The 16,292-nt window shown below is 63.4% G+C and carries 13 protein-coding genes; 11 read left to right on the top strand and 2 right to left on the bottom strand.

Going from position 1 to position 16,292, the window contains the following annotated elements:
- The first annotated feature begins 27 nt into the window (after positions 1 to 27).
- The 6 genes from C6558_RS06520 to C6558_RS06495 all read left to right on the top strand — a co-directional run bounded on the left by C6558_RS06520 (position 28) and on the right by C6558_RS06495 (position 7,404).
- Positions 28 to 1,425: an amidohydrolase family protein gene (locus tag C6558_RS06520; RefSeq protein WP_245449132.1), complete on the top strand. Its 1,398-nt coding sequence runs from the start codon at positions 28 to 30 to the stop codon at positions 1,423 to 1,425.
- Positions 1,426 to 1,978: 553 nt separating this feature from the next.
- Positions 1,979 to 3,556, top strand: a complete 1,578-nt coding sequence (locus tag C6558_RS06515) for a nickel ABC transporter substrate-binding protein (protein WP_025430341.1) — start codon at positions 1,979 to 1,981, stop codon at positions 3,554 to 3,556.
- 12 nt (positions 3,557 to 3,568) lie between these two features.
- Positions 3,569 to 4,504, top strand: a complete 936-nt coding sequence (locus tag C6558_RS06510) for an ABC transporter permease (protein ID WP_025430340.1) — start codon at positions 3,569 to 3,571, stop codon at positions 4,502 to 4,504.
- Positions 4,495 to 5,403, top strand: a complete 909-nt coding sequence (locus C6558_RS06505) for an ABC transporter permease (protein WP_025430339.1) — start codon at positions 4,495 to 4,497, stop codon at positions 5,401 to 5,403. The genes C6558_RS06510 and C6558_RS06505 overlap by 10 nt, the downstream gene beginning before the upstream one ends.
- Positions 5,396 to 6,391: an ABC transporter ATP-binding protein gene (locus C6558_RS06500; RefSeq protein ID WP_107027013.1), complete on the top strand. Its 996-nt coding sequence runs from the start codon at positions 5,396 to 5,398 to the stop codon at positions 6,389 to 6,391. The genes C6558_RS06505 and C6558_RS06500 overlap by 8 nt, the downstream gene beginning before the upstream one ends.
- Positions 6,388 to 7,404, top strand: a complete 1,017-nt coding sequence (locus C6558_RS06495) for an ABC transporter ATP-binding protein (protein ID WP_107027012.1) — start codon at positions 6,388 to 6,390, stop codon at positions 7,402 to 7,404. The genes C6558_RS06500 and C6558_RS06495 overlap by 4 nt, the downstream gene beginning before the upstream one ends.
- A 177-nt stretch (positions 7,405 to 7,581) precedes the next feature.
- Here the strand turns inward: C6558_RS06495 and C6558_RS06490 are convergent, their stop codons facing one another.
- Positions 7,582 to 8,514 carry a LysR family transcriptional regulator gene (locus tag C6558_RS06490; protein ID WP_057216886.1) on the bottom strand — a complete coding sequence of 311 codons (933 nt, stop codon included), beginning with the start codon at positions 8,512 to 8,514 and terminating at the stop codon, positions 7,582 to 7,584.
- Between the two features lie 91 nt (positions 8,515 to 8,605).
- Here C6558_RS06490 and speB point away from each other — a divergent pair, with 91 nt between their 5' ends.
- The 5 genes from speB (at position 8,606) to betA (ending at position 14,571) form a co-directional block, all read left to right on the top strand.
- Complete coding sequence (gene speB / locus C6558_RS06485) at positions 8,606 to 9,577, top strand: agmatinase (protein WP_057207131.1); 972 nt, start codon at positions 8,606 to 8,608, stop codon at positions 9,575 to 9,577.
- Between the two features lie 27 nt (positions 9,578 to 9,604).
- A complete protein-coding gene (locus C6558_RS06480; protein WP_057216890.1) occupies positions 9,605 to 11,113 on the top strand; it encodes an aldehyde dehydrogenase in 1,509 nt (502 codons plus the stop codon).
- A gap of 120 nt (positions 11,114 to 11,233) precedes the next feature.
- Positions 11,234 to 11,404: a hypothetical protein gene (locus C6558_RS06475; protein WP_107027011.1), complete on the top strand. Its 171-nt coding sequence runs from the start codon at positions 11,234 to 11,236 to the stop codon at positions 11,402 to 11,404.
- A 1-nt stretch (position 11,405) separates the two neighbouring features.
- Entirely contained in the window at positions 11,406 to 12,869 is a 1,464-nt protein-coding gene (locus C6558_RS06470) for a cytosine permease (RefSeq protein WP_082555601.1), read from the top strand.
- A 16-nt stretch (positions 12,870 to 12,885) separates the two neighbouring features.
- Positions 12,886 to 14,571, top strand: coding sequence for a choline dehydrogenase (gene betA / locus C6558_RS06465; protein ID WP_107027010.1), 1,686 nt, complete (start codon positions 12,886 to 12,888; stop codon positions 14,569 to 14,571).
- Positions 14,572 to 14,703: 132 nt separating this feature from the next.
- Here the strand turns inward: betA and C6558_RS06460 are convergent, their stop codons facing one another.
- Positions 14,704 to 16,188 carry a PLP-dependent aminotransferase family protein gene (locus C6558_RS06460; RefSeq protein WP_057216894.1) on the bottom strand — a complete coding sequence of 495 codons (1,485 nt, stop codon included), beginning with the start codon at positions 16,186 to 16,188 and terminating at the stop codon, positions 14,704 to 14,706.
- Positions 16,189 to 16,292 lie beyond the last annotated feature (104 nt).

Here is a 16,292-nt window from a genome sequence, read left to right as displayed (position 1 = left end):
ACTCCCCAAACCCACGATGAGGGAACGATGTTGGAACAGACACTGTCGCAAAGCCGCCGGGCATTTCTCGGCCAAACGGGGAAGCTGACCACCGCTTGCGCGGTCGTCGGGCTGACTGGCGGACTGGCTCACGAGGTATCTGCGAATACGGCCGAACCTGTTGCCGAGATTGGAGCAAACATGCTGACGGATCGTCACTACCTGCTGGCTGACGTGCGGCTGGAAGAAGGTTTCGAGTATGACGGCGACATCGTCATCGGCACCCGCACCGCGCTGTACACCGTCGAGATCAAGGACGGCAAGATCGCCGCGCTTCATCCCGCGAACGCAACGCTGCCCAGCGGTGTCGCGCGCTATCAGGCGTATGGCCAACTGATGCTGCCGGCCATGCGCGATATGCACATACATTTGGACAAGACCTTTTACGGTGGTCCCTGGCAGGCGCCGCGGCCGCGCCAAGGCAAGACCATCATGGACATGATTGCGCTGGAAGAAAAGCTGATCCCCCAATTGTTGCCCACCTCGCAGCAACGAGCCGAGGGCCTGATCGCGCTGCTTCAATCCAAGGGGAGCACCGTCGCACGGAGCCATTGCAACATCGATCCGGTCAGTGGCCTGAAAAGCCTTGAACACCTGCAGCGCGCGCTGGAAAATCACCGCGATGACTTCGTCTGCGAGATTGTCGCCTTCCCACAACACGGTTTGTTGCATTCCAAGGTCGACGGCTTGATGCGCGAAGCGATGCAGATGGGCGTGCACTATGTCGGTGGGCTGGATCCGACCAACGTCGATGGGGCGATGGAGAAGTCACTCGACTCCATGTTCCAGATTGCCCTCGATACCGGCAAAGGGGTGGACATCCACCTGCATGAAACCAGTCCGGCCGGGATGGCGGCGATCAACTACATGATCGAGACCACGGAGAAGAATCCCGCGCTGCGTGGCAAGGTGACCATCAGCCATGCCTTTGCCCTGACTACACTGGCTCCTGAAGCATTGGAGGAGACTGCCTCCCGCCTGGCGGAAAATCAGATGACGATCGCCTCGACGGTCCCGCTTGGTGCTCTGATGATGCCATTGCCACAATTGAGCAAGGCGGGCGTGTTCGTGATGACCGGAACGGATAGCGTCATCGATCACTGGTCGCCGTTCGGCAGCGGCGACATGCTGGAAAAGGCCTATTTCTACGCGCAGCTTTATCGCGGGTCGGATGAGTTCCACTTGTCACGGGCCATGGCCATCGCCACCGGCGGCGTTTTGCCGTTGGATGATGAAGGCAAGCGCGCCTGGCCAAATGCCGGAGATGACGCCGCCTTCACGCTTGTCGGTGCGAGTTGCTCCGCGGAGGCGGTGGCTCGCGTGCCGGCGCGCACCGCCACCTTCCACCAGGGGCGTCTGGTGTTCGGCAGTATCGGCAAAGCCTGAGGCCGACCCGCCGTTGCGAGCGCTCCCATTCCTGCAACGGCTGCGATACGCTTGATGACACCAACGGCGGCCGCATACGCAGGCCGCCGTTGTCGAGATTCGATCCAAAACCACACATGAACGATTGCGGCGACCGAACTCGGCCCGCGCATTTATCTTGGGCCTGCCTATCGGGCGGGACACGCCGATCAGCGCACCTTTTTGTGCGGCCTCCTTCTTCCGGAAGCCGCTGGTCTCGTCAGCATTCAACTCCACCCGCATTGTATACAATGTCTGCCGATATTGTTGAGGTGGAATGGCGTCGCAGCTGCCAGGATTCGCGCCAACAGCGTTTCGTCGTTTGCGAAACGCGACGATAACGTCGGTTGTGCCAGCGCATTCTCATCCCAATTCTCGTCTGCGTACCGCTTTGTCAGGCTAAAATGTCGACAATCTAAAATGCGATCTTGACGCAAGATTGTATACATGAGACAGTCAATTTGTCTATACAAAACGGCGTGGAGGCCGCGGTGTCTAGGCGGGCGCAGGGAGCGCCAAAGAGGAGAAAAAACTCATGTCAGTAAATAGACGTACGTTCCTGCAAGGGGCGGCCGGCGCTATCGGCTTGGCCATGGCGCAGGGTGCTTTGTCGAAAATCGTTTATGCGCAAGGTGCCGCCGGCACGCTCAGGGTTGCCATCGCCAAGCCTGCCGGCAATCTCGATCCGCAGAGTCACTACGCGATCTGGGCCATTCAGGACCTCATGTTCGAGCCGCTCGTGAAATACGGCAAGGGCGGTCAGATCGAACCTTGCCTGGCAACCGACTGGAAGATCGAAGACGGCGGCAAGACGCTGCATCTGACGTTGCGCGAGGGCGTGACATTCCAGGACGGCACCAAGTTCGACGCTGCCGCGTGCAAATGGAATCTCGAGCGCTGGATGGGCATCGACCAGTTCAGCTGGATGAATTGCTCAAAGCACTTCCAGTCGCTCGACGTGGTCGACGATTACCACGTCACCCTGCATTTCAAGGAGCCGGTGCTCGCGCTCATGCAGGAACTTTCCTACACGCGGCCGACGCGCTTCCTATCGCCTAAATCCGTAGGTGCCGACGGCAAGTTCAAGGAGCCTGTGGGTACCGGGCCGTGGCGTCAGATCAGCGCGGACGACACCCAGAGCGTCTTCGAGCATCACGAAGGCTACTGGGGCGAATTGCCGTCCTATGAACGCCTTGAAGCCAAGGTTATCCCTGATGCCCGTTCGCGGGTTGCGGCATTGCGTGCCGAGGAACTCGACCTGATCGGCGGGTTCTGGATCGCGCCCTTGACCCCGGAAGAGGGCAAGCAGCTTGAGGCGGCCGGTTTCAACGTCGTCGTCGATCCGGGCAACGTCACGCTGGTGATGGCCTATAATCCCGACCGTGCTGAGGCGCTCAAGGATCCGCAAGTGCGCAAGGCCGTCAGCATCGGCATCGATCGCGCCGCGATTTCCAAGGTGCTTTACCATGGCTACGCCAAGCCCGCCGGCAACATGTTCTCGGGCGCCTTGCCTTATGCCGGAACGCAAAGTGATGCACCTGTCCGGGATGCTGCGGCCGCATCGGCGCTGCTCGAAAAGGCCGGCTGGACGGGAAGCCCCATCCGATCCAAGAACGGCAAGCCGCTGACGCTCGAATTGGTCGTCAGCCCGGACGCCGTGCCGGGATCACGTGTGATTGCCGAGGTCATCCAGTCCGAGATGAAGGAGATCGGTATCGACCTCGTCATCCGCTCGGTTGACCATGCCTCCAAGCACACGGACATGCTCGAACAGAAGTACGATCTCGGCTTCTTCCTGACATATGGCGCACCTTACGATCCGTTCGGCTCGATCGTCGGACTGTGCCTTTCGACCTTCCACAACGACGTCGAGGGCAAGCTGGTCACCGATCCGGTCAACCTCGATCCGTTGATCAATGCGGCGATGGCCGCGACCGGCGATCAGATCCAGCCGACCATTCAGAAGGTCTATGACTGGCTACGGGACAACGACGCGATTGCGCCGCTGGTCTACGTGCCGAGCATCTGGGCGCATTCCAAGCGGCTCCATGGCTTCAGCAGCCCGGTCACCGAATACGACATGCCCTACGAAAACATTCTGCTGGCCGAGTAGGAGGAGGGTACCTTGATCCACTTCATCAGCAAGCGGCTGAAGCATTCCCTGGTCCTCTTATTCATGGCGTCCCTGGTTTGCTTCACACTCGTGGTGTCGGCACCCGGCAATGTTGCCGTCCTGATCGCGGAACTTCGCGGGGCGGTCGCTACACCGGGCTATGTCGAACAGGTCGCCGAAGAGATAGGACTGCACAAGCCACTGCTGATGCGCTACGTGGATTGGCTTGGCGACGCTGTTCGCGGCGACTTCGGCATTTCCTACAGAACGGGACAGGATGTCAGCGCAGACCTGGCGAACCGGATGCTCGTGACCGGGCTCCTGATTGCAGGCTCGGCTGTGATCGCCGCCCTCATCAGCCTGGCTTTGGGTTTCCTCGGGGCCTTCTGGCCCTACAAACTGCCGGACCGCGTATCGCGCGGTCTGGCGCTCCTCGGCGCATCGACGCCGACGTTCTTCGTCGGGGCGCTGATGATCTATGGCTTCTCCGTCACCTTCCAGCTTCTGCCGTCGTTCGGTTTTAACGGCCCCAAAAGCTGGATCCTGCCATGGCTCACCGTCGCCGTTCTGCCGGCCGCCGTCCTCAGCCGCGTCGTGCGGGTAGGGCTGGAGGAAGCGATGACGAGTCCCTTCGTTCTGACCGCCAAGAGCAAGGGTCTTGGTCGCACAGCCATATTGCTCCGCGAGGCGTTGCCCAACATCACGCCCCTCTTCATCAACGCGCTCGGCACCCAGGTCGGGCTGATGACGGCCACTGCGATCATCGTCGAACCGCTTTTCGCCTGGCAGGGTCTTGGGGATTACTTCCTCGCCGGCGTCCGCTTTCGCGACTTCATGGTGGTGCAGGCATGCCTGCTCATCTTCCTGACCTTCTTTATCGTGGTGAATCTGATCGTCGATCTAGCGGTTCTTTTGACCGATCCGCGCATTCGCCGCCAATGGAGCTGATCATGAACATGCTCAATCCTATCCTGGCCCGATTGAACAAGATGCCGCGGGCGGCCTTGATTACCATCGGCCTATTCGTTGCTCTGGGTACTTTCGCGCCCTGGCTGGCGCCCCAGGACTCGAGCGCCCAAAACCTGCTGGAGGCCGGTCTCGGGCCAACGGCCGCACACTGGCTCGGAACCGATCACCTCGGTCGTGATACGTTTAGCCGTCTGATTATCGCTGCGAACACGTCGCTGGTGAGCGTCGGCTCGGTTCTCGGTATCGCCATGACCATCGGTATCGTGCTCGGAACGATCGCTGGTTACCACCGGGGCTGGGTGGACGACCTCCTGATGCGCATCGTTGATGTGGGCCTGTCCGTACCGAGCCTGATCATCTCGCTGGCCGTGATCGGGATCGTCGGTCCCGGATACTGGACGATGGTGCTGGCGCTGGCACTTGCCTGGTGGCCCATGAGTGGGCGTATCAGCCGCGCCGTGGCAGTCAGCATCATGAGTAAACCTCATATCGAGGCGCTGCGGGTGCTGGGAGCCAGTCCCTGGCGCATCTATTTCGGCCATCTCCTCCCCGGTACGATCGGTTCGGTGATGGTCTATGCGACGGCAGACGCCGGCACTGCCGCTCTGGCGGTTGCGACGCTGAGCTTCCTTGGCCTCGGCATTCAGCCGCCAACGCCGGAATGGGGCCAGATGCTCGTCGACGCGTTGCCCTATCTCGAATCCGACCCGCGTCAGGTTCTGTTGCCCGGGCTTGCCCTCACGGCCGCCGTCATCGGCTTCAACACCCTCGGGGAGTCCATCGCTCTCAACCGCATTCCAAAACCGCTCACTCGGCGCATGCTCGCAGCGCGTCGCCTTGAGGTCGCAAGCTGGGGCAAGGAGAATTCCGATGCGTGACGAGCCGCTCCTGAACGTCAGCAATCTGACGGTCGACCTCCTAACCGCGAAATCGGCGGTCCGCCCCGTCGACGATGTCAGCTATTCGGTCCGGCAGGGTGAATGTCTCGCCATCGTCGGCGAAAGCGGCAGCGGCAAGACGGTGATGAACTTCGCACCGCTCGGCCTGATGCCGACGGGCGTAACGACGATGCTCTCTGGTTCCGTCAAGCTAGAGGGGCGCGAACTGATCGGCTTGCCTGAGCCTGAAATCCAGAAGCTGCGCGGCAAGTCCGTCGGCTTCATCTTCCAGGATCCGATGAGCGCGCTTAACCCGGTGCGCAGGATCGGGCGGCAGATTGCCGAGATGGCCGAACTGCATCTCGACATGACGCCGAGGGCAGCCGAGGCACGTGCCCTCGAGCTCGTGAAGCTTGTCGGGATCTCCGATCCCGTGGCCCGGCTCCGGCAATACCCGCACGAGCTTTCGGGCGGGTTGAGGCAACGCATCGTCATCGCCATTGCCCTTGCGGGCGAGCCGAAGCTGCTGATCGCCGACGAGCCGACGACAGCCCTCGACGTGACGGTTCAGGCGCAGATCTTGCGGCTGCTGAAGGACGTGCAGCGTCGTCTCAACATGGCGATGGTGCTGATCACCCACGACATGGGGGTGGTCGCGGGTGCTGCCGACAACATCGTCGTCATGTATGCGGCGCGCGCCGCCGAATGCGGTCCGGTGGACAAGGTCCTCGTCAGCCCACGTCACCCCTACACCAGGGGGCTGATCAACGCGATACCGAGGCGGGAGGATCCAATTGGGTCGGAGTTTCGAGGGCTCCCCGGCATTCCGCCGACGCTCGGCGCGCCGATCAAGGGTTGCGCCCTTGCGCCGCGTTGCGAGCTTGCCGTCCCCGCATGCAGCAATAGCCGCCCCCCTTTGGTCCGGTCGGACGACGGTGCGGTTCTCGTGGCTTGCCCCGTCGTCAATCAAGGAAAGGCTGCCGCATGACACACGCACCGGTTCTTAAAGTCGAAAATCTCCAGACGCGCTTCAAGAGCGTTCAGCGGGGCAAATTTGTCCATGCCGTCGACGATGTCTCGATCGAACTCTATCCCGGTGAGATCGTCGGGCTGGTCGGTGAATCCGGCTGTGGCAAGTCGACGCTCGGGCGCACCATTGTCGGGCTCGAGAAGGCGAGCAGCGGACGGGTGTTGCTCGACGGCGTCGACCTCAGCGGCCTTTCAGGCGCGCCCCTGCGCGATAGCCGTAGGGCGTTGCAATACGTCTTCCAGGATCCCTATTCGTCCTTGAACGATCGCCAGACGGTGGGGGAGGCCATCGATGAAGCGCTTGTCATCGCCGGCACCAGATCGCCCGAGGAGCGGGATCGTCGCACGAAGGAGCTTCTGGATCAGGTCGGTCTGGCGTCCGCGGTCAGGGACCGTCACACGCGCGAGCTCTCGGGTGGTCAGCGCCAGCGCGTGGCAATCGCCAGATCGCTCGCCGTCAACCCGCGAGTGCTGATCTGCGACGAGCCGGTGAGCGCACTTGATCTTTCCATTCGTGCGCAGGTGATGAACCTGTTCCTGCGCCTGCAGAAGGATCTGGGCGTGGCATGCCTGTTCATCGCCCATGATCTTGCACTGGTGCGGCAGGCGGCTTCGCGGGTCTATGTGATGTATCTCGGCAAGATCGTCGAGCATGGTCCGTCCCAGGAACTTTACGACCATCCGGGCCACCCCTATTCGCAGATGCTGCTGGCGTCAGCACCGGAGGTGGATCCGCGTGTCGAGAAGCTCCGCAAGGGGCCGTTGATGATCGGCGAAGTCCCCAGTCCGACAAACCCACCGTCCGGCTGCCGGTTTCGAACGCGCTGCCCCCTGGCGGTGGACGACTGTGCCAAGGCTATACCGCCGTCCCATGGCCTTTCGCCGGGCCACAGCGCCGCCTGCATTTTCGCGCGGGATCTTCATCGAGGCAAGCGATCGGCGCTCCTTCAGCCCGAGGCATCGGTCGCGTGAAGCGGGAGGGCTGCTCGCCGACGAAGCGTTGTCGGCGGCGCTTTCTGCGACTTTAGAGATTGCCATTCCCTCGCGTCCCCCTGATCAGGACGCGCGCCTGCCCCGCCATCAGGCGGGGCTTTTTTTGTCCGACAATCGCTCAATCCAGATCCGCCATTTCCCGGAACGTCATCGGTGTCAGCTCGGCTTACGCACGCTTTCGGTAATTGCCTGCGCCATGGTCTCGGCTGCCCGGGAGGGTTTGTTGCGCGGGTAGGCGATGTGGAAGAGGTCTTCGAAGCTCATGCGCTCGGGGGCGAGCAGCCGCAGGCGGCCATCGCGCACCCATTCGTCTGCGTAGTGGTCGGGCAGGAAGCCGATATAGGCGCCGGATAGGAGCAGCAGCAGGGTCCCTTCCATATGCGGGGTCGCGGCCGCCCAGGTGAAGTTCACGCCGCAGATCGTCTCGTTCAGCATGTAGGTGCGCCCGGCGAAGGATTGTGTCTCCAGAACGGCGTCGGTTAGGTCGCCATCGGGTGTCGCGAAGAGCGGATGCCCCTCGGCGCAGTAGAGCTTCTGCATCTCGGAAAACGCCGGCTGGCTGCGGAAATGCGGCGTGACGCTGCCGACGGACGGCATGAGCACGATCTGGTAGGTGCCGTTCAGCAGGCCCTGATGCAGTACCTGCGGCGCGGCGACGTCGATTTCCAGGTGCACCCGCGGCGCCTTGGCATGAAAGGCGGCGAGCGCGCCCTGGAGGTCGAGGTTGCGGTTGGTGATCATGGCGTCCACGGTGCCGAAGCTGAGGCTGCCGGTAAGCTCTCCCTGCGCCTCGCCGATACGGCCCTGGAATTTTTCCAGCGAGCCGAAGAGTTCGAGGGCCGCCTCGTAGACGAGCCGCCCCTCGTCGGTGAGCAGGAAGCCGCTGCGTCCACGGCTGCACAGGCGCAGGCCGAGACGTTCTTCCAGATGGCGCATATGGGTGGAGATCGTCGCCTGCGTCATGCCCAGCGCTGATTGCGCGGCGGAAAAACCGCCGTGCTGCACGACCGAAGCGAAGACCCGCAGGAGCCGAAGCTCGGCATCGCCGAGCGAGAGATGGAGGACGCGGTGGCGGACCTTGTTGATCATGCATTGATTAATGCACAAGTGAACATGCAATCATAGATGCTTTTAAATGTATCTGCCTCCGGCACACTCCTTCCACCTATGGAGGGGTGACATGGCCAGCAATTCCTACGAAACCGGACGTTTGAACCTGCCGTTCGTCGGCATCTGCACGTTCGGCAAATATCCCTATCAGCCGGACTGGGACGCCATCGACGCCGATGTGGCGATCCTCGGCGCGCCGTTCGACTGCGGCACGCAGTGGCGGGCGGGCACCCGCTTCGGTCCACGCTCGATCCGCGAAGCTTCGACGCTGTTTTCCTTCGGCCACGGCGGCGCCTACGATCACGAGGACGACGTCACCTATCTGCCGAGCGGTGAGGTCTCGATCGTCGATATCGGCGATGCTGACATCGTCCACACCGACACGATGAAGAGCCACGCCAATATCGAATTCGGCGTGCGCAAGATCCTCACCGCCGGCGCGCTGCCGGTGGTGCTGGGCGGCGACCATTCCGTCAACATCCCCTGTATCAATGCCTTTGCCGAGGACTGCGAAAAGAACGGCCCGATCCACATCGTCCAGATCGACGCCCATCTCGATTTCGTCGACGAGCGCCATGGCGTGCGCTACGGCCACGGCAACCCGATGCGCCGCGCCGCCGAAAAGCCCTATGTCAGCGGTCTGTCGCAGTTCGGCATCCGCAATGTCTCCTCCACCGCCAGGGAAGGCTACGAGGATGCCCGCAAGATGGGCTCCGACATCCTCTCGGTGCGCCAGATCCGCGCGCTCGGCACGGATGCGGTGGCCGAACGGGTGCCGCCCGGCGCACGCTACTACGTCACCATCGACATCGACGGCTTCGATCCGTCGATCGCGCCGGGCACCGGCACGCCGTCGCATGGCGGATTCATCTACTACGAAGTGCTGGAAATTCTCGCCGCGCTTGTCAAGCGCGGCACGGTCGTCGGCATCGATCTCGTAGAGGTTGCACCGGACTACGATCATTCCGGTTCAACATCCACTTTGGCCGCACAGGTGCTCATGAACCTCATCGGTCGCGTCATGCATGCAAGGGGAACGTGAGGCCCAGGCCTACGAGGAGGACACGACATGGACGAAAACGTCCGCAATTATCTGGATCAATACGGCGTCAGCGACGCGACCCGGCGGTTTCTGGCGAAGCCCCAGAAGATGTTCATCGACGGAGCCTGGGTCGACAGCGGCAACGGTGCAACCTTCGACGTTTTCGAACCTTCCACGAGCGGCCTGGTAACCCGGGTGCCGTCAGGCACGACCGAGGATCTCGACCGCGCCGTCAAGGCCGCGCGCCGCCAGTTCGATGGGGGCGCCTGGCGCCGCCTCAAGCCGCTCGAACGCGAGCGCCTGATCCACCGCCTCGCAGACCTGATCGAAGCGCACGCCGACGAACTGGCGGAGATCGAAGCCATCGACATGGGCAAGTCGGTGACATTCGCCAGAGAGGTCGACGTTCAGGGCACGATCGATACCTTCCGATATTTCGCCGGCTGGGCCTCCAAGTTGCATGGGCGCACGGTCGAGCCGTCCCTGCCGGGCAATTACCTGGCCTATACCCGCAAGGAGCCCCTGGGCGTCGTCGCGGCCATCGTGCCGTGGAATTTCCCGCTCCAGACCATGGCCTGGAAGCTTGCAGCTGCCCTTGCAGTCGGCTGCACCACTATCGTCAAGCCGGCCGAGCTGACCTCGCTTGCGACCCTGCGCTTCGGCGAACTGGTGCAGGACGCCGGCATTCCGGACGGTGTGGTCAACATTGTAACGGGCCGGGGCAGCGTGATCGGCGCGGCCATGTCGGCCCACCCCGGCATCGACAAGGTCACGTTCACCGGCTCGACGCCGGTCGGCCAGGAGGTCGGGCGCACGGCCGTCGGGCATCTCAAGCATGTCACGCTGGAACTGGGCGGCAAATCCCCCGTCCTGGTGCTCGACGATGCGGATCTGGCAAGTGCGGCCCGCGCGGTGGTCAACGGCGTATTCTTCAACTCCGGACAGGTCTGCGACGCCGGCACGCGCGTCTATGTCCAGCGCTCGGTCCATGACGCCTTCCTCGACGAATTGGTCGCCGTCACCCGCACGCTGAAGGTCGCGCCCGGACTGGACCGCGACTGCTATATCGGCCCCCTGGTGTCGGCGCAGCAGAAGAAGGTCGTTTCTGCGTATATCGAGGCCGGCCGCCGCGAAGGCGCCGAACTGATCCATGGGGGCGGCAGCCCCGATCGGCCGGGCCATTTCATCGAGCCCGCCATCTTCGCCCGCTGCAAACCCGAGATGAGCATCGTGCGGGAGGAGATTTTTGGCCCGGTGCTTGTGACCGATGCCTTCGACGAACTGGACGACGCGGTCGCGCTGGCGAACGACTCCGCTTTCGGCCTCGCCGCCGCCATCTACTCGAACGACTTGTCCCGTGTGCATGGGCTTATTCCGCGCCTTAACGCCGGCTCGATCTACGTCAACGCCCACAGCACCATCGATCCCTCCATGCCGTTCGGCGGCTTCAAGGCATCGGGCTTCGGCAAGGATCTGGGGCCGGAGCAGCTGGATTACCTGATGGAAACGAAGGCTGTCTGGATCACGCTGCCATGAGGCCCTGACACATCGCCCGGCCGTCGCCCATGGGCGGCCGGTTCCAAGGATCGGCGGCTGATGGAGCCGCATTTCTCGCGGAAAGACGCCAGAAGGCGCGACGCGACAAGGGGAACGACAATGGAAGACAACGATACCGCCTGGCAAAACGAGCTGGCGCGCCGCGCCCGCATCTATGAGGATATCGAGGCGGGGCACCGCTTCGAGGGCACGATGACTGCGCTCGACTATACCGGCATGACCGTGTTGACGGTCGTGCTCGTCGCCGCCTTCTGGATCTGGGGGGCCTGAGATGACCGATCATGTCGCCCGTGGCGGTCTCTCGGCCGCAGAAATCGAACGCGAGGACGCCGCCCGCCACAGCGCCGCTGCCGAGCGCGGTGATGCGCCGCTCCTGCCCTCCGAGAGGCTCTGGGGCTTCTGGGAATTCACCTATGCCAATTCGGCGCTTGCCATCGCCACTTGGGCCTTCCTCATTGGCGGCGCGATTGGCCTGTTCGTCGGGCCGAAGGAAGGTATCGCCGCGATCGTCATCGGCAACATCGTTGGCGTGGTGCTGACGTCGCTCGCTACCACCTGCATGTCCGGGCGCTACGGTGTCGAACAGTTCATCGCGCTGCGCAGCCAGTTCGGCTACAACGGTAGCCGTGTTGTCTACGTTCTGGCCGTGGTGCTGCTCACCATGGGCTGGCTGGCGGTGCTCGCCATGATGTTCGGCCGCTCGATCGACGGCCTGATGGCCCTCAGCGCCGGTGAGGCGGCCAACCCGACTGGCGTCAAGATGGTCATTGCCGCGATCGGCGCCATCCTCGTCACCTGGTTCATCGTCGCCAAGGGCCCAACCTCGATCAAGTTCTTCAACATGGTCGTGTCACCGGCCCTGGTGATCCTGATGGGCGTGATGCTCTACCTCATCCTCAGTCAGCGGTCTTTCAGCGAGCTTCTGGCGCTGCCGGCGCTCGATCCGCCCTTCGAGGACAATACGCTGAACTTCATCGTCGCGGTGGAGGTCAATCTGGCCGCCGGCTTCTCCTGGTGGCCCTATATCGGCAACCTGGCGCGCCTCACCAAGAACGAACGGACCGCCTTCTGGCCGAACATCCTCGGCATCTTCGGGGCGGCTGCCCTTGGCGAAATCGTCGGTCTGCTTGCGGCCGTCTCACTCGGCGAAAGCGATCCGACGATCTGGATGACCAAGATCGCCGGTCCGGTCATCGGCATCATTGCCCTGCTCTTCGTCGCCTTCGCCAACATGACCTCGATGGCGAACATCCTCTACACCTCCATCGTCGGGCTGCGCCAGGTCGGCACGGCGTCTGTGCGCCGCATTCCCTGGGGCACGGTCCTCTTCCTGTTCTGCCTCATCCCGCTCGGCCTGGTGGTGTTCTATCCGCAGATGTACGACGGCTTCTTCATTTTCCTCGTCTGGACCTCGGCGCTCAATTCTGCGCTCGCCGGCATCGGCATCGTCGACTACTTCTTCCTGCGCGGCCAGAAGCTCGACATGCGCAGCCTGCATGGCCCCCAGCAAAACGGTCCCTACCGCTTCTGGGGAGGCTTCAATCCCATCGGGCTCCTCGCCCTTGCCGTCGGCTGCATCGTCTACGTCGTCATCTTCAATCCGCAGACGCTCGCGAGCCTGCCGGCCTTCAAGTACCTGACCGCCTCCATACCCGCCTGTGTCGCGGCAGGTGCGGTCCACTACGTCCTGACCCGGCTCTTCGCCCGCGGGCGCGGCTGGGGCCAGTATCCGTAACCTTGGGAAAACCGTCATGACCGACACATACGACTACATCATCATCGGTGCCGGTTCGGCTGGCTGCGTGCTCGCCAACCGGCTCTCGGAAGACCCGGCCACGAAAGTCCTCGTGCTGGAATACGGCGGCAGCGACAAGTCGATTTTCATCCAGATGCCGACGGCGCTCTCCATCCCGATGAATGGCACGAAGTACAACTGGAAATACATGACTCTGCCGGAACCCGGCCTCGACGGTCGCCGGGTACACTGCCCGCGCGGGAAAGTCATCGGCGGTTCGTCCTCGATCAACGGGCTCGTTTACATGCGCGGCCACGCCCGCGACTTCGACGAGTGGGAGGAGCGGGGCGCGCGCGGCTGGCGCTATGCCAATTGCCTGCCCTATTTCCAGCGTGCCGAAAGCTGGCAGGACGGGGGCGACGCCTATCGCGGCGCTTCCGGTCCGCTCGCCACCAACGCCGGCAACCGCATGCAGAACCCGCTTTACCGCGCCTTCGTCGATGCCGGCCGCGAGGCCGGCTACATCGCCACCGCCGACCCGAACGGCCATATGCAGGAAGGCTTCGGGCCGATGCATATGACCGTGAAGGACGGCGTGCGCTGGTCGACGGCCAACGCTTATCTGAAGCCGGCGATGAGCCGGCCGAACCTCACGGTCATAACCCACGCCATGACGCGGCGTGTGATCCTTGAGGGGAAACGCGCCGTCGGTGTCGAATATGAGTTTGGCGGCACGCGCGTCGTGGCGAAGGCCAGCCGCGAGGTGCTGATCTCCTCCGGTCCGATCGGCTCTCCGCACCTGTTGCAACGCTCTGGCATCGGCCCGGCGGCGGTACTGCGAAAGGCGGGTGTCGCGGTGCTGCACGATCTGCCGGGCGTCGGTGAGAACCTGCAGGACCATTCCGAGGTCTATATCCAATATGCCTGCAAGGAGCCGATCACGCTCAACGGCAAGATGGGCCTTCTCAGCCGTGCCCTGATCGGTGCGGAATGGCTGCTGTTCAAGAAGGGACTTTCAGTCTCCAACCATTTCGAGAGCGGCGGTTTCATCCGTTCCGATGTCGCGCTCGAATGGCCGGACATCCAATTTCATTTCCTGCCCGCCGCCATGCGCTACGACGGCAAGAAGCCGCTCGAGGGCCACGGCTTCATGGTGCTCACCGGGCCGAACAAGCCGAAGAGCCGGGGCCATGTCCGTCTGCGTTCGCCGGAGGCGCACGAGCAGCCGGACATCCTCTTCAATTATCTCGACCGCGAGGAGGACCGCGAAGGCTTCCGCCGCTGCCTGCGGCTGACGCGCGAAATCATCGCCCAACCGGCCTTCGACCGCTTCCGCGGCGAGGAGATTGCTCCCGGCACCAATGTGCGCAGCAATGACGAGATCGACGCCTGGGTGCGCGAGACGATGGAAAGCACCTATCACCCCTGCGGCTCCTGCCGCATGGGCGAGGATGCCATGGCGGTGGTCGACAGCGACCTGAAGGTGCGCGGCATCGCGGGACTGCGGGTCATTGACAGTTCCGTTTTCCCCACGGAGCCGAACGCCAATCTTAACGCGCCGACGATCATGCTGGCCGAGCGCGCCTCCGACATCGTGCGCGGCAAGCCGATGCTCGCCGCCTCCAATGCGGACGTGGGGATTGCGCCCGGCGTCGGGGTGACCCAGCGCAGCGGTACGCCCGTGCGCGCCGTCCGGCACTGAGCTCGGTGGCAGGGATGCTGCGCGGCATAGGCTATGTAATCGCCCGGCGGGATTGCGACGACACCGAGGAGCCGCAGGACTGGGCTATCGCCATCGAGGCGTTCCTGAGCCGCATGGTCGCCCGTTGCGCCGTCATGTGCGGGCGATCGCCTCGGCCAGGCGAAGAAGGTGAGGCTTCATGCGGTCTGTCGGAACGCCCGCATAGCCGAGGATGAGGGCGCCCGGCCGGGGTGTTGCGATCGTATAGTCGGACAGTGGGTAACATTGCAGCCCGGCATCGCGGACGGCGGCGTGCACGGCCCGGTCGTTCCGGCCATCCTCCAGCCAGGCAAGCGCGTTGAGCCCACTGTCGGAGCAGTCAATGCGCGCAAGGCCGGCGAGCGTCGCTCGTCCCGCCTCCACGAACACCGCGCGGCGCTCCGCATAGAGGCCGCGCATGCGGCGCAGGTGGCTGGCAAAGTGGCCGCCGCCGATGAATTCGGCAAGGGCGAGCTGGGTTTCCACCGGGACGCTGCGGTGGATCAGTCCCGAAAGGCTGCGGAAGGAGCCGACGAGCTGCGGCGGCAGCACGAGATACCCGACGCGAATGCCGGGATAGAGCGCCTTGCTGAAACTGCCCGCATAGATGACCCGGTCATGGCTGTCGATGGACCGCATGGAGGGGAGTGGTGCACCGTCGTAGCGGAATTCGCTGTCATAATCGTCCTCGATGATCCAGGTGTCGTTCGTTCGTGCCCATTCCAGGAGCGTGAGCCGGCGCGGCAGCGACAGCGTCACCCCGAGCGGGTGGTGACGCGACGGCATGACGAAGGCGAGACGCGCGTCGGGATGGCGCGCCATGGCGCCCGCGATGTCCATGCCGTCGGCGTCGACATCGGCAGGGCAGAGGCGCAGCCCGAGCGTTCGAAACAGGTTGCTGGTCGTCACCGGGCCGGGATCCTCGAACCAGATGCCGTCGCCGGGATCGGCCAGCGCGAGCGCAGCGAGCGTGAAGGCGGCATGCCCGCCAGGGGTGATGACGATCTGTTCCGGATCGCAAGGGTCGCGCCGGTGAAGCGCCAGATATTCGGCGATCCTCTGGCGCAGCACCAGCTCGCCGGCGATATCGCCATAGCCCATGGCCACCGCCTTGCCGCTGCGCGTTACCGCATTCCAGCACTTGCGCCAAACGGCGAAGGGAAAGCGGTCGAGCGCCGGTTGGTTGGGCAGGAAGGGCTTATGCTCCATCTGGCCGATTTCGGCCGACACCTCGCGCGACAGTTCGCCGATCCGCGACAGCCGGGGCGCTGCGATATCCGGCGCGTCGCTACGGACAGGTGTGAGGCGCGGTTTCGTCAGTTGGCGCGGCAGGGCCGCCGAGACGAAGGTGCCAGCGCCCTGCCGTGCTTCCAGATATCCCTCCGCCCTCAGGTTCTCCAGCACCCGCACCAGGGTCTGGCGCGACAGGTCCAGTTCCTCGGCAAGGATGCGGCTTGCCGGCAGGCGCGTCCCCGCGCGCAGGTGCCCGCGCAGGATCGCCATGCGCAATTGGTCCTGCACCTGGCGGAATTTCGGCAGGGCGCTTGCAGCGTCGAGGCGAAGGAAGGGCAGGATCGGGCCTTCGAACTGTTTGGCCAAGGCGTGCCTCCGAAAATTGGTACAGTCAAATGCACCATAATGGACGTTTGATTGTTGTCCAATTGTTACATCCTGCCCTTACATAAAAACGCACCGATGCAGCT

Source organism: Ensifer sp. NM-2 (assembly GCF_003024455.1).
Lineage (GTDB): Bacteria > Pseudomonadota > Alphaproteobacteria > Rhizobiales > Rhizobiaceae > Ensifer > Ensifer canadensis.
This window is presented reverse-complemented; position numbering and strand designations above follow the sequence as displayed.